Below are 13,105 nucleotides of genomic sequence, written 5' to 3'. Positions count from 1 at the left end.
CTTCCTTTCACTTATCGACAATTTCCTGTTTGAACCGGTCCAGCGACCAGGTATTGACGACGTTTTCTTTTTTCAACCATGCTTTTTGTGCATATTCCACGCCGATTGACATGAGCTCCAATTGCTCCGTCGCATGGGCATCTGTATTAATCGAAATCTTAACGCCTGCCTGCTGCGCCATCTCCAAGTATTCTTTGTCGAGATCGAGGCGATGCGGACTTGCGTTCAATTCAAGAATTTTACCATATTTCGCTGCCCACTCGATAAGTTGGGGCACATCCGGGTTGTAGCCATCCCGCTTTCCAATAAGACGACCCGTCGGATGAGCAATTAAATCGACATGGGGATTTTTCATAGCTGAATGTAATCGTTCCATGATCTGTTCTTGAGGTTGGTTGAAACTTGAATGGATGGAAGCGATCACAAAATCGAGCTGATCGAGTACTTCATCATCAAAATCGAGTGTCCCGTCCGGTAAGATATCCATCTCTGTCCCACTGAAAATTTCGATGTCCGGATATTCTTCGTTGATTTCCCGGATTTCTTTCAATTGGTCGAGGAGCCGCTCGGGCGTAAGACCGTTCGCCACTTTCAAATAATGAGAGTGGTCTGTAATCACCATATGGCTATACCCACGCGTTCTGCATGCATCAGCCATTTCACGAATCGAATAGCCACCGTCAGACGCGGTTGTATGCATATGAAAGTCACCCCTGATGTCACTCAGCGCGACCAAACCATCCAATTCGTCAATGCGATCCAACTCCCTGCCATCTTGACGTAAGTTCGGTTGGATGAACGGCAGATTGAAGTGAGCAAAAAAGTCTTCTTCCGATTCGAATGTCAACATCGTTCCATCTTCTTGCTCGACACCATATTCACTGATTTTTTCACCACGTGATTTAGCGAGCTGACGCATTTTTACGTTGTGTTCCTTAGAGCCTGTAAAATGATGCAGTGCACTCGCAAATTGTGCATCCGTTACAAATCGGAAATCGGCGTCGATGATCTCTTCCAACTCCAATGTAACGGAGAGCTTTGCATCCCCGGCTGCGATCGTTTCTATAGCCGGAAGTAATTTCAACATTTTCTCACGGACAACCGATGGTGTATCTGTCACGATGATGAAATCCATGTCACTGCTTTGCTCTTTTGTTCTTCGAAAACTACCCGCAACTGAATATTTGCTGATTTCTTCAATTTCATCCAGAATGGGCTCCACTTCTGCAACGAATTTCACCATCTGCCAGAGTGGGAACGATGTTTTCCGTTCAGCCAGTTGTCCAATTTCATGAAGCAGCTTCTCTTCCGTTTTCTTACCGAAACCAGGAAGTGCACTCACCTCATTTTTTTCACACGCTTCTTTTAACGCTTCGATTGAATCGATGCCGAGCGCTTCATGAAGTTTTGCGATTCGCTTGCCTCCAAGACCAGGAATTTCGAGGAGCGGTATCATCCCTGCCGGAACCGTTTCTTGAAGCTCATTCAGCAGGTCGGACTCTCCTTTGTCCATTAGATCTTGAATGACTGCACCTGTTCCCTTCCCGATTCCCTTCAAGGTCAAAATATCATCCATTTCAGTTAGACTTCTCGGATCGACTTCAAGGACGTTCGCTGCTTTACGGAAAGCGCCAACTTTGAAATGATTCTCCCCTAGTAATTCCATATAGAGTGCAATTTTTTCCAACGTTTGTATCATCACTTTTTTGTTCATCAACAAAACCTCCTCGTTCTATTCGTTCCCTGACTGAACAAAAGCTTCCCGCCGCTCGGGGGGGAAGCTGCTCAGACTTATTGTGTGTAAACGTACCACCATTCCTTCACTTTGTCTGAAATGACCGGCGTATGCTCGAACATCGTTTTTGACAGTAATGAGGAATCTAATAATTTTTGAACAAAGTCGATTGGCAGCAAAGCAAGGAAACTGATGAGTAGTAAAACGATAATGTAGAACTCAACAAATCCTAGTGCCGCACCAAAGAAACGCGAGATGAAACCAAGTACAGGCAAGTGTTTCAAGAAGTCGAACATCGATACTACAAGTTGCAGTAGGAATTTTACAACAAAGAAAATCAGGATAAATGCTAATAACCGATAAAACGTCTGATCCAAGTCCAATTGTCCGAATGACCAGCTCAACTTAGACTCTGCGGTGACTCCCGGATATGGGATCCAAAGTACGAATTTATCCGCAAGTTGTTTGTAATACGCGTATGCAACGATAAACGAAACGATAAAGCCTGTCATATGTAAGACTTGTACAAGCAGTCCTCTTCTAAAGCCTGTAATCAGTCCCCCAACCAATAGAAACAATATAAGTATATCTAACATGATCAGCCGTCAGCCCTTCAACTTTTTCAATTCTTCTTCAAGTAATTCTTTTTCAGTTTGCAACTTCAAATAGTCGTGTACACTATTGACAGCTGTCAGCACAGCAACCTTCGTCGTATCCAAATAGGGATTACGCGCACTGAGTTCACGCATCCGGTCGTCCACGAGTGTGGCCACTTGTCGGACGTGAGCAGACGAGTCGGTCCCGATGATGGTATACGTCTGACCGTATATATCGATGGTGATCCGTGTTTTTTGTTCTTCTTCCACCGCCATAACCTCCCGCTGAAAACTATGAAGTTAATCATACCATGAATAAGGTTTATTTGTGAACATAGGCATTGCCAGCTATCTATTTTTGTGCTTTCTTTGTGACACGGTATACTATACAAAACGTTTTAGAATGTACGGTTTGAAAGGATGATTTGATTGGCGAATTCTGTAATAATCTTATCGGATGAAAAATTGACTGCGTTAAAAGCCTATTATGCGAGTGATGTCGTGAAGCGGGATGCACCCGGGGTTGTGTTTGCTGCAAAAACGGCGAATGCATCAATTACTGCGTATCGTTCAGGAAAAGTCCTTTTTCAAGGTGGCGGTGCTGAACAGGAGGCCGCCAAATGGGAATCAGGAATGGATGCCGGTTCGAGTGCTTCGATTAAAAAACCTCTGACGAAAGGGACTGTTCTGCCCGATCGACTTGAAACGCTTTCCGTGATTGGATCGGATGAAACCGGGACCGGCGATTTCTTTGGCCCCGTGACAGTTTGCGCCTGTTATGTACGGGCAGATCAGATTCCTCTTGTTGCTGAACTTGGTGTGAAAGACTCGAAGTTGCTGACGGACCCCTATATGAGATCGATTGCCCCTGATTTGAAATCGGTGCTGACGTATAGTGTCCTTACATTACAAAATGAGAAGTACAATACCGTGCAAGCAAAAGGCTGGTCTCAAGGGAAAATTAAAGCATTGCTTCACAATCAGGCGATCCGCCATGTATTACGTAAATTGGAAGAGGAACGTCCAGATTATATTTTAATAGACCAATTTGCTGAGCGTGGAGTGTACTACAACCATTTGAAGAATGAACGAGAGATTGTCCGGGAAAACGTGTTATTTTCAACGAAAGCGGAAGGATTACATGTTGCCGTTGCAGCAGCATCGATTATCGCGCGTGTAGCATTTTTGGATGAAATGGACCGATTGAGTGAATTGGCGGGACGGACTCTCCCAAAGGGTGCTAGTAAGAAGGTGGACGAAACCGCTGCAGCCATTTTACTCGCAAAAGGCGAACCGTTTTTGCGTTCGATGACGAAGTGGCATTTTGCAAATGCCAAGAAGGCTACGGTATTAGCTGCGAAGACGCGCGGATGAGGGATTTTAGGAATGGAATGGAATGGATTGGGTTGCTTGCGAAAACGAGCGGGTTCTGGTGCAGAACGGGCGGGTTGCTCGCGGAAACGAGCGGGTTCTGGCGCGGAACGGGCGGGTTCTGGCGCGGAACGGGCGGGTTCTGGCGCGGAACGGGCGGGTTGCTCGTGGAAACGAGCGGGTTCTGGTGCAGAACGGGCGGGTTGCTCGTGGAAACGAGCGGGTTCTGGCGCGGAACGGGCGGGTTGCTCGCGGAAACGAGCGGGTTGCTCACGGAAACGGGCGGGTTGCTCACGGAAATGAGCGGGTTCTGGTGCGGAACGAGCGGGTTGCTCGCGGAAACGAGCGGGTTTTGGTGCAGAACGGGCGGGTTGCTTGGGAGCATCCTCACTCCCCCCTTTTCCTCCCTAAATGCGAAGCGGAGCGGAGCACACCAATTAGTCTTGGTCTTGGTTTTGAATTAGGAAAAGGAATAGTTCTCGAACATAGAGAAGAATTGATGGAAGTAATTATTGAGGTTTTGGTGCAGAAAATATGAAGGCTTTTATCAATCAAAGTGATTCAGCAGAAAGACAAAAACGCTTCGCACGGCGAAGCGCACAAATCATCACTTGTTTTTTATCCTACATAAATAATCTATATTAATAATGTGTAACGACTTCCTCGGCCTTTCCCTAGCTTTTGAATTTCTGATCGAGCCAGCATCCTTTTTGCAGTGTGTCGATTGGTGATCCCTGTGAACTCACAAAACTTTCGATTGGTCAGCGGCCCGGGCATCAGCATGAACCAATCTATTACCGCATTTTGGTGACTTCCGATTTCTCGTACACCACATGCTGGGCAATGCCATCTTAACTCCGACCATCTCATAATTACGGGAATTTCACATGCTGTACAAAAGACTCCCGCCCGTACATCCCGTTCGGCTATCTTATATCGGGCAGTTATGGGAAATGGGTTGTACTCCTTATGCCCGCGTGCTAGCGCCTTCGCAATTCTTTCGATGTCCAGACCCTTTAAAACCTCTTTCTGAGGGACCAAAGAACGGAAATAAGTAGGTGACTCATAGGCTGTAATCACTTCCATCGAAGGCTTTTCTTCGATAAATATTTCATTATTATATGCAAATACAATTAGCCCTTTCACTTTTACATCCACATTGCGGCTAGCTAGCCATTTTTCAAGAAACTGGATTTTGCGTTCCACTTCTGCAATGGGACTTCGAAACAACAACCTCGTTCCGTCAGATAGCTGTTTCATAAATTGCGTGGGGTTGGCTTTGATATGAATTTTGTCAGCAATATTTTTTATTTCCGATATGATGATAGAGTCTGGTGTGATGAAAAGTGAATCGATTTGAAAATGGACGCCTTCGTGTTGTAGGGAAAGATCGTGGAGTATGGCGTGTGGATAGTCAGTGCGGACTTCTTTCATGTAGCGATCGTACTCTTGCTCGCCTCCGTACCCGGCACGTGTCTTATAGACTTCATTTTGGATGTAATCGTATTTTTCATGCGTTGGCGAAAGACGTTTCTCTAAAGCTATCAGCCCTCTTAATAGTCGTGGCTTGGTTCGATGTTTATAGATCAATGGCGGCACCCCTTTTTTCTTTAGTCTAGCCTTTCTTCCATTGCAAAGGAAGACTTTGGTCGAAAATAGCATTATCACGTTTTTGATACAATTCACTTTTGATTTTTAGTGAGCGGTGGATGCATGTGATATACCTCAATATCCTTCGGGTTAGTTAAGCACCCAGACTAGTTTTGCTGTTGGGATTCAGGAAAGATGGATTGGTCGCGATCATGGATACTCGTTGATAATGTTCGCCTGCCGCGGGAACGGGCGGGTTCCTCAGCTAATCGAGTGGGTTCTCTCGCGAAACGGACGCGTGCCGCGGCTAAACGAGCGGGTTCCCTTACGAAACGAGCGGGTTTCCTCGCTAAACGAGCGGGTTCCCTTACGAAACGAGCGGGTTTCCTCGCTAAACGAGCGGGTTCCCTTACGAAACGGGCGGGTTTCCTCGCTAAACGAGCGGGTTCCCTTACGAAACGGGCGGGTTCACACTCGAAACGAGCGGGTTCCACTTCCATCGCGCAACTCACTTCTCCACGCACGAAAAACCAGAGGGAGAACTGGCATCTGCCGGTTCTCCCTCTGGTTTTCATCTTCAATCACCCGCGTAATACAGCGCCTGATTTCTCTTTTAATGCTGAAAGTACTTTGTCGTGACGCGTGACCACTTCCTCATCCGTCAACGTTCGTTCCGCATCGAAATACGTTAATGAGAATGCAAGAGACTTGGTGCCTTCTTCGACTTTGTCACCTTCGTACAAGTCGAATACCGACACATCTTTCAGCAACTTGCCGCCTGCTTCTTCAATGATTCCCACCAAACTTCCAGCTGCCACATCTCTCGATACGACGAGCGCGATATCACGGGACATTGATGGATAGCGCGGTACTTGCTCATACACAAGTGCTTCAGCAGATTCCGTCAGCAATCGCGCTAAGTTCATCTCCATCACATATGTCTCTTTCAAATCACGTTTTTTCTGTTCAGTCGGATGCAATTGACCGAGCATACCGACTACCTTACCATCCAACAAAACATCTGCCGTTCTGCCAGGATGCAAGCCGTCATGTGCCGCTTTCGCATAGGTCACTTTCTCGGTAAGGCCGAGTGTATCCATAAGCCCTTCAACGATTCCTTTCATCACAAAGAAGTCGACTTTCTTTGTTTCCTGCTGCCATGCGTGGTCCACCCATTTGCCGGTGATCACTGCTGCAACGTGACCGACTTCTTTTGGAAGCCCATCTTCTTGCGTTCCAAGGAATACCGAACCCGTCTCATACAACGCAACCGTGTCTATGCGACGCGCTACGTTATACGTCGTTGCATCCAGCAAATGAGGAAGCAAGCTCTGGCGCAATACGCTTCGATCTTCACTCATTGGCATGAGCAGTTCTGTAACCGGCGCTGTCTCAAGTGCAAAGCTTTGGGATTCCGCACGTGAAGTTAGTGAATATGTGATTGCCTGATAAAGACCAGCACTCTCGAGATAGCGGCGTACGAGACGACGTTTTTCCTGGAAGCTATTCAGCCCGCCTGGAACACTCTCGCCAATCGGCAACGTCATCGGGATTTCATCGTACCCATGAAGACGTGCTATTTCTTCGATCAAATCCTCTTTAATGCGCAAATCCTGTCTGCGTGTAGGAGCGTCAACGATCAATTGACCATTCGCCGCTTCTACAGGTATTTGAAGACGACCTAATATCGAAACCATTTCGTCCATCGGAATCTTCATTCCTAGACGCTTGTTCACATAATCCGGTGATAACAAAATTCGGACGGATTCTTTGTTCAACTCATCGAATTGAACAGAGCCGGCCAAGACTTCACCGCCAGCCAAATCTGCCATCAGCTGAGCAGCACGTTCTGCAGCTTCAGCTACGCGATTCGGGTCTACTCCTTTTTCAAAACGAGTACTTGCGTCGCTGCGCAAACCGACGTCTTTTGAAGTTTTACGCACGGAAGCAGGGGCAAAATAAGCCGACTCAATGACTACAGTCGTTGTGCCATCGTGAACTTCTGAATTCGCTCCACCCATGACACCTGCAAGTGCTACTGGTTCTTTACCATTCGTAATCACAAGCTGATCTGCATGCAATGTACGTTCGACGTCATCCAATGTTGTCATCTTTTCCCCTTCAACAGCGTGACGAACGACGATTTCTTTCGTTGCAAGTCGATCATAATCGAAAGCGTGCAACGGCTGGCCATACTCAAGCAATACGAAATTTGTAATGTCGACGACGTTGTTATGAGGACGAACGCCAGCAGCCATCAAATAGTTTTGAAGCCAGAGAGGAGACTCTGCAACTTTGACGTTCTTCACAACTTTAGCAATGTACATCGGGTTGTCTTCCTTAGCTTCGACTTTCAATGACAATACATCTTCTGCTTTTTCGTTCGAAGCTGTGTATTCGATCTTTGGAAGCTTGACATCTTCTGATAAAATCGCACCGACTTCATATGCAACTCCTAGCATACTGAGTGCGTCCGCGCGATTTGGCGTCAAATCGAGTTCTAAAATGATATCATCCAAACCGACTAATGAACGTGCATCTGTACCTGGTATAGCGTCAGCTGGAAGTACATATATACCTTCCGCATAAGCTTTAGCGACAGTTTTCCCTTCAATCCCGAGTTCTTGAAGAGAACAGATCATGCCGTTAGATACTTCGCCACGGAGTTTCGCTTTTTTTATCTTTATGCCTCCTGGCAATTTCGCGCCAGGGAGAGCAGCAATGATATTTTGACCAGCCGCTACGTTCGGAGCACCACAAATGATTTGAACGGTTTCTTCGCCGATGTTCACTTGGCAAATATTCAATTTGTCTGCTTCCGGATGTTTTTCACATGATTCAACATGTCCGACAACGATGTTTGTCAGTCCTTCAGAACGGTCGATAATCGTATCGACTTCAATTCCCGCACGTGTAATCTTTTCAGCAAGATCCGCAGGTGCGATGCCTTTTGTATCTACATAGTTTTCTAGCCATTTCGTTGATACGTACATGGGGTCTCCTCCTTACACTTCTGTGCGGTTAAATTGTGAAATGAAACGCATATCGTTCGTAAAGAAATGGCGGATGTCTTCTACGCCATACTTCAACATGGCAATTCGTTCCGGTCCCATACCGAACGCGAATCCAGTGAAAACAGCAGGATCATATCCAGCCATTTCGAGGACATTCGGATGTACCATGCCAGCACCTAGAATTTCAATCCAGCCAGTTTTCTTACATACGTTACAGCCTGATCCGCCACATTTGAAACATGAAATATCCATTTCTACAGAAGGCTCTGTGAATGGGAAGAAACTTGGGCGAAGCCGGATTTCCCGTTCTTCACCGAACATCTTTTTCGCAAATAATGCGAGAGTCCCTTTCAAGTCGCTCATCCGGATGTCTTCTCCGACTACGAGACCCTCGATTTGAGTGAATTGGTGGGAGTGTGTTGCGTCATCACTATCGCGGCGATACACTTTGCCCGGACAGATGATTTTAATCGGCTCGCCCTTTTTAGCAGCCATCGTGCGTGCTTGTACTGGAGACGTGTGCGTACGAAGCAATACATCTTCCGTAATGTAAAACGAGTCTTGCATATCGCGTGCAGGGTGACCTTTTGGCAGGTTCAATGCTTCAAAGTTGTAGTAATCCTGTTCCACTTCGGGACCTTCCGCGACTTCATATCCCATACTGATGAAGAAGTCTTCGATTTCTTCAACAACGCGAGTCAATGGATGATGGTTGCCGAGTTTGACAGGTCTTCCTGGTAGCGAAATATCAATTGTTTCTTGTTCAAGTTTTTCATTAACCGCTTGTTGTTCCAATAATTCCATTTTCTCTTCTAGTGAAGTTGTAACGGTTTCACGAACGACGTTGACGAGTGCCCCCATTTTAGGACGTTCCTCTGCCGGAAGTTTCCCCATCCCTTTCAGAAGGTCCGTGATCGGCCCCTTCTTCCCTAGATAAGCTACACGCACGTCATTCAGCTCTTTCACTGACGTTGCGGCTTCAATTTTCTGCAGTGCTTCTTGTTTCAACTGTTCCAACTGCTGCTCCATTGTCATTCTCCTTTCAAAATAGCTTTGTTTTCGCTGATGAATGTCAGTCAAGCCCATTGCTAAACAAAAGCTCAACAAAATAAAAAACTCGTCCCCTAAAAAAGGGACGAGGACGAATTCGCGGTACCACCCTGATTATCATGCCAGTCGTGCACACGATCTCTCAACTTCGGAATAACGGTCCGTAGCCGGCTCATCTTTACAGCACTATGCTGGTCCTGAAGGCAGCTCGCGGGGTGAACGTCAACAGTTCCGACGATCCATACTTCCAGTCAAGGTATGGACTCCCTAGCGTCAAATGTTCTGTTTCCTCTTCCCGGTCAACACTTTTGTTTTTTGGTGCTCCTGTATACCTCATCAGTATAGCGGAATCCGCTCCATACTTCAATACTTGACTGAATTATCGGCGTGCGTATGTGTATAACAGGACACCAGCCGCTACTGCCACGTTCAATGATTCCGCATCGCCGTATAATGGAATCTTCACGATCGTATCCGCTTGCTCCAAATATTCATCCGAAACTCCTGCTCCTTCATTCCCTACTATAAGTGCGAACAAAGGCATCGGGTCTACAGTGAAATGATCTTTCGCTTGTTGCAAACCGGTACCGATCACTTGTAAGCCGCCTTGTTTCGCGCGTTCGATCCATTCACTCAAGTCGCCTTTGACGATAGGAATATGGAAATGGGAACCTTGCCCGGAACGGACTGTTTTCGGACTGAACGGGTCAGCACACCCTTTCCCGAGAATCACCGCGTCCATTCCAGCCGCATCAGCAGTACGGATCATCGTACCAATGTTGCCTGGGTCTTGGACAGCGTCGATGAACAGAAGGCGTTTCCAACCCGGATATGCATCCTCTGAAGGTATCGGCTGTTTGCAATGAGCAAAAATCCCTTGTGGATGCTCTGTTTCTGAGATTTCAGCAGCTACCGCTTTTGTCATTTCAATGATTTGGATTGAAGACTCTTCCAATTCAAACGGAATTTCAACGTCTTCCCGGAACATAATGTGAAGCACCGAACCTTCAACCTTCAACGCTTCTTCGACTAAATGATGCCCTTCGATGATGAATTCTTCGGACCGTTCGCGCTCTTTCTTTGTTGTCACAAGTTTTTTCCAATGTTTCACAAGTCCATTCTGTGTGGATTCAATACGTTTCATAGTGTAGGATAACTTCCTTTTTTTCTTTTCAGTGTATCAAAGACAAGCTCTCTTGGCGATACTTAACTTAAGTACGTTGAAAGGAGGTCAGATGAATGAATTTTCAAATCAGAGATGCCATTACGGCAAATATGACCGATAACAAAGCGCAAGACATACGCGGAGTTGTCGACGACGCAATCGCGCGTGGAGAAGAGCATCTGCTTCCTGGCTTAGGCGTGTTCTTCGAGAAGCTATGGCAGCGCGCCGATGATCAGGAAAAGATGAAAATCACAGGAGAGCTCGAGCACGCATTTGCTGCACAGTGAATTCCACAAAAAAAGACCGGGATACGCGAATTGAATCGCTTCCCAGTCTTTTTTTGCGGTTATAACAAAGCAGCTAGCAAGGCTTTCTGAGCATGCATACGGTTTCCTGCTTGCTGGAAGACGACGGATTGGTCTCCGTCGATGACTGATGCTGAAACTTCTTGACCGCGATGAGCGGGTAGACAGTGCATGAACGTATAATCTGATTTTGCGTAGCTCGTGAGTTCGTCGTTGATTTCAAATCCTTCGAAGTCGGAGAGTCGCTGCTCTGTTTGTTCATCGTCCCCCATACTGACCCACACGTCTGTATATAAAATGTCTGCTTCTTTTGCAGCCAAGATCGGGTCTGTCAATTGTGTCATCGTAACACCTGATTGTTCCGCTGCTTTCTCGATAGATTTTGCGATGTCCGCATCCATTTCGTATCCGATCGGTGTAGCGATTGCTGTGTGGATGCCCATTTTAGCAGCAGCCATCAGAAGAGAATGCGCAACATTGTTGCCGTCTCCGATGTAGACCAGTTTCAAGCCTGCCAGCTTCCCTTTCACTTCCTGGATGGTCAGAAGGTCCGCCAGTGCCTGACACGGGTGTACTTTATCCGTGAGACCGTTAATGACAGGGATGGAGGCATTGTCTGCGAACTCTTTCACCATTTCATGTGAGTTCGCGCGAATCATGACCCCATCCAGGTATTCAGAAAACACTTTTGCAGTATCCGCTATCGACTCACCGCGTCCGATTTGCAGTTCTGTCGGGTTCATCATCAATGCATGCCCGCCTAGCTGGAACATGCCCACATCGAACGAAATACGGGTACGTGTGGAATTCTTTTCAAATACCATTCCAAGAGTTTTTCCTTCAAGTGGTTTACTCGCTCCTCCTGCTAAAAAATCCTTTTTCATTTTCGCTGCCTGATCGAGCAGATAGTCGATTTCTTCAGATGAAAAATCCTCGATTGCCAAAAAGTCTTTCCCTTTCAATTGCTTCTCCATGTATTTCAATTCGAATGCGCTTGTCATACTATCATCCTCCATGAATAAAATTGGTTATTCACAGTATAAATATGAATAATTATAAAGTCAATTGTATTTTTATACTTTATTGAAAATTAAAAGAGACAGACCAGGTTCTGATCTGCCTCTTCCCTCATTTATTCAGAAATAATCTTATCGACTGTTTCTTGGTCCAGCTTTTTAATGACTTCCACGATTAGTTTAACAGCATTTTCATAGTCATCGCGGTGCAGCATTGCGGCGTGACTATGGATGTAGCGAGTCGCAACAGTGATTGCGATAGAAGGTACGCCGTTGCCGCTCAAGTGGATCGAACCGGCATCCGTTCCGCCACCTGACATGGAATCGAATTGGTAGGGTATGCCGTTTTCTTCCGCAGTGTCGACAACAAAGTCACGTAAGCCTTTATGCGCGATCATTGATGCGTCATAGAGAATGATTTGGGGACCATCCCCCATTTTTGCTGCCGCTTCTTTAGCGCTTACTCCTGGTGTATCGCCAGCGATTCCGACGTCAACTGCAATACCGATATCCGGCTTGATTTTGTTGGCTGCAGTTCCAGCGCCGCGAAGACCGACTTCTTCTTGCACAGCTCCAACACTATAGAGCGTGTTCGGGTGACCCTGTTTGTTCAATTCTTTCATGACATCGATTGCAATGGCACAGCCAATTCGGTTATCCCATGCTTTTGCAAGCAAATATTTCTCATTGTTCATGACCGTGAATTCGAAGTAAGGAACGACCATGTCTCCAGGTGATACGCCCCACTCCATTGCCTCTTCACGAGAAGAAGCACCGATATCGATGAACATATCTTTTATGTCTACTGGCTTTTTGCGTACTTCAGCAGGAAGGATGTGCGGCGGTTTAGAGCCAATGATTCCTGTGATGGATTCCCCTTTGCGAGTTACAATCGTCACGCGTTGAGCAAGCATGACTTGTGACCACCAGCCGCCGATAGTTTGGAAGCTCAGGAACCCTTTATCGTCAATTCGTGTAATCATGAATCCGACTTCGTCGAGGTGACCCGCGACCATTACTTTCGGTCCTGCTTCATCGCCTGTATGTTTTGCAATGAGTGAACCGAGTCCGTCCTGGTCAATTTCGTCTGCAAATGGTTCAAGGTAACGCTTCATGACATCACGCGGTTCCCGCTCGTTTCCACCTGTACCTTTTGCATCCGTTAACTCTTTCAGCATGTGCAGCGTATCATCCATTTTAACCAAATCCTTCGACCCCCTAAGTAAATATGTTCCTAGTATAGTACAAGTTGGCGTGTTTTCA

Annotated in this window: 13 protein-coding genes; 4 read left to right on the top strand and 9 right to left on the bottom strand. The window is 46.5% G+C overall.

Translation table 11 applies throughout. The features are described 5' to 3' along the window. Positions 1-7: 7 nt before the first annotated feature. The 3 genes from polX to zapA form a co-directional block, all read right to left on the bottom strand. Positions 8-1,714, bottom strand: coding sequence for a DNA polymerase/3'-5' exonuclease PolX (gene polX / locus H9659_RS06605; protein ID WP_191689135.1), 1,707 nt, complete (start codon positions 1,712-1,714; stop codon positions 8-10). Between the two features lie 77 nt (positions 1,715-1,791). Continuing rightward, complete coding sequence (locus H9659_RS06600) at positions 1,792-2,331, bottom strand: CvpA family protein (protein ID WP_191689134.1); 540 nt, start codon at positions 2,329-2,331, stop codon at positions 1,792-1,794. A gap of 9 nt (positions 2,332-2,340) precedes the next feature. Then, positions 2,341-2,601 carry a cell division protein ZapA gene (gene zapA / locus H9659_RS06595; protein ID WP_191689133.1) on the bottom strand — a complete coding sequence of 87 codons (261 nt, stop codon included), beginning with the start codon at positions 2,599-2,601 and terminating at the stop codon, positions 2,341-2,343. A gap of 159 nt (positions 2,602-2,760) precedes the next feature. Between zapA and rnhC the strand changes: the two genes are divergently transcribed. Together rnhC and H9659_RS06585 are read left to right on the top strand one after the other, a co-directional pair. Beyond that, positions 2,761-3,705: a ribonuclease HIII gene (gene rnhC, locus H9659_RS06590; RefSeq protein ID WP_191689132.1), complete on the top strand. Its 945-nt coding sequence runs from the start codon at positions 2,761-2,763 to the stop codon at positions 3,703-3,705. 17 nt (positions 3,706-3,722) lie between these two features. Next, positions 3,723-4,166, top strand: a complete 444-nt coding sequence (locus H9659_RS06585; RefSeq protein ID WP_191689131.1) for a hypothetical protein — start codon at positions 3,723-3,725, stop codon at positions 4,164-4,166. 172 nt (positions 4,167-4,338) lie between these two features. Here H9659_RS06585 and H9659_RS06580 read toward each other — a convergent pair whose 3' ends face one another. Further along, a complete protein-coding gene (locus H9659_RS06580) occupies positions 4,339-5,292 on the bottom strand; it encodes a nuclease-related domain-containing protein (RefSeq protein ID WP_191689130.1) in 954 nt (317 codons plus the stop codon). Positions 5,293-5,487: 195 nt separating this feature from the next. Here H9659_RS06580 and H9659_RS06575 point away from each other — a divergent pair, with 195 nt between their 5' ends. Beyond that, positions 5,488-5,931, top strand: a complete 444-nt coding sequence (locus H9659_RS06575) for a hypothetical protein (RefSeq protein WP_191689129.1) — start codon at positions 5,488-5,490, stop codon at positions 5,929-5,931. Here the strand turns inward: H9659_RS06575 and pheT are convergent. The 3 genes from pheT to H9659_RS06560 all read right to left on the bottom strand — a co-directional run bounded on the left by pheT (position 5,874) and on the right by H9659_RS06560 (position 10,500). After that, the gene (gene pheT / locus H9659_RS06570; protein WP_191689128.1) at positions 5,874-8,285 is read right to left on the bottom strand and encodes a phenylalanine--tRNA ligase subunit beta; all 2,412 of its coding nucleotides are present in this window, start codon (positions 8,283-8,285) and stop codon (positions 5,874-5,876) included. The two genes, H9659_RS06575 and pheT, sit on opposite strands and share 58 nt — an antisense overlap. A gap of 12 nt (positions 8,286-8,297) precedes the next feature. Next, entirely contained in the window at positions 8,298-9,335 is a 1,038-nt protein-coding gene (gene pheS / locus H9659_RS06565) for a phenylalanine--tRNA ligase subunit alpha (RefSeq protein WP_191689127.1), read from the bottom strand. 400 nt (positions 9,336-9,735) lie between these two features. Continuing rightward, positions 9,736-10,500, bottom strand: a complete 765-nt coding sequence (locus H9659_RS06560) for a TrmH family RNA methyltransferase (RefSeq protein ID WP_191689126.1) — start codon at positions 10,498-10,500, stop codon at positions 9,736-9,738. A gap of 95 nt (positions 10,501-10,595) precedes the next feature. On the opposite strand from H9659_RS06560, the gene sspI reads away from it, so the two are divergent. Further along, the gene (gene sspI / locus H9659_RS06555; RefSeq protein ID WP_025783254.1) at positions 10,596-10,808 is read left to right on the top strand and encodes a small acid-soluble spore protein SspI; all 213 of its coding nucleotides are present in this window, start codon (positions 10,596-10,598) and stop codon (positions 10,806-10,808) included. 59 nt (positions 10,809-10,867) lie between these two features. On the opposite strand, the gene argF is transcribed toward sspI, so the two are convergent. Both argF and H9659_RS06545 read right to left on the bottom strand, forming a co-directional pair. Further along, positions 10,868-11,827 carry an ornithine carbamoyltransferase gene (gene argF, locus H9659_RS06550; protein WP_191689125.1) on the bottom strand — a complete coding sequence of 320 codons (960 nt, stop codon included), beginning with the start codon at positions 11,825-11,827 and terminating at the stop codon, positions 10,868-10,870. 131 nt (positions 11,828-11,958) lie between these two features. Continuing rightward, entirely contained in the window at positions 11,959-13,047 is a 1,089-nt protein-coding gene (locus tag H9659_RS06545) for a M42 family metallopeptidase (RefSeq protein WP_191689124.1), read from the bottom strand. Positions 13,048-13,105 lie beyond the last annotated feature (58 nt).

This window comes from Sporosarcina gallistercoris (assembly GCF_014836415.1).
GTDB classification, from domain to species: domain Bacteria; phylum Bacillota; class Bacilli; order Bacillales_A; family Planococcaceae; genus Sporosarcina; species Sporosarcina gallistercoris.
The sequence above is the reverse complement of the archived record's forward strand: the minus strand, read 5'-3'. Positions and strand labels throughout refer to the sequence as shown.

Excerpts from the sequence above, each read along its gene's own strand:
- sspI (WP_025783254.1), top strand. The coding sequence starts at position 10,596 with ATGAATTTTCAAATCAGAGATGCCATTACGGCAAATATGACCGATAAC.
- H9659_RS06560 (WP_191689126.1), bottom strand. The coding sequence starts at position 10,500 with ATGAAACGTATTGAATCCACACAGAATGGACTTGTGAAACATTGGAAA.
- pheS (WP_191689127.1), bottom strand. The coding sequence starts at position 9,335 with ATGGAGCAGCAGTTGGAACAGTTGAAACAAGAAGCACTGCAGAAAATT.
- H9659_RS06575 (WP_191689129.1), top strand. The coding sequence starts at position 5,488 with ATGGATTGGTCGCGATCATGGATACTCGTTGATAATGTTCGCCTGCCG.
- H9659_RS06585 (WP_191689131.1), top strand. The coding sequence starts at position 3,723 with ATGGAATGGATTGGGTTGCTTGCGAAAACGAGCGGGTTCTGGTGCAGA.
- pheT (WP_191689128.1), bottom strand. The coding sequence starts at position 8,285 with ATGTACGTATCAACGAAATGGCTAGAAAACTATGTAGATACAAAAGGC.
- polX (WP_191689135.1), bottom strand. The coding sequence starts at position 1,714 with ATGAACAAAAAAGTGATGATACAAACGTTGGAAAAAATTGCACTCTAT.
- argF (WP_191689125.1), bottom strand. The coding sequence starts at position 11,827 with ATGACAAGCGCATTCGAATTGAAATACATGGAGAAGCAATTGAAAGGG.
- H9659_RS06600 (WP_191689134.1), bottom strand. The coding sequence starts at position 2,331 with ATGTTAGATATACTTATATTGTTTCTATTGGTTGGGGGACTGATTACA.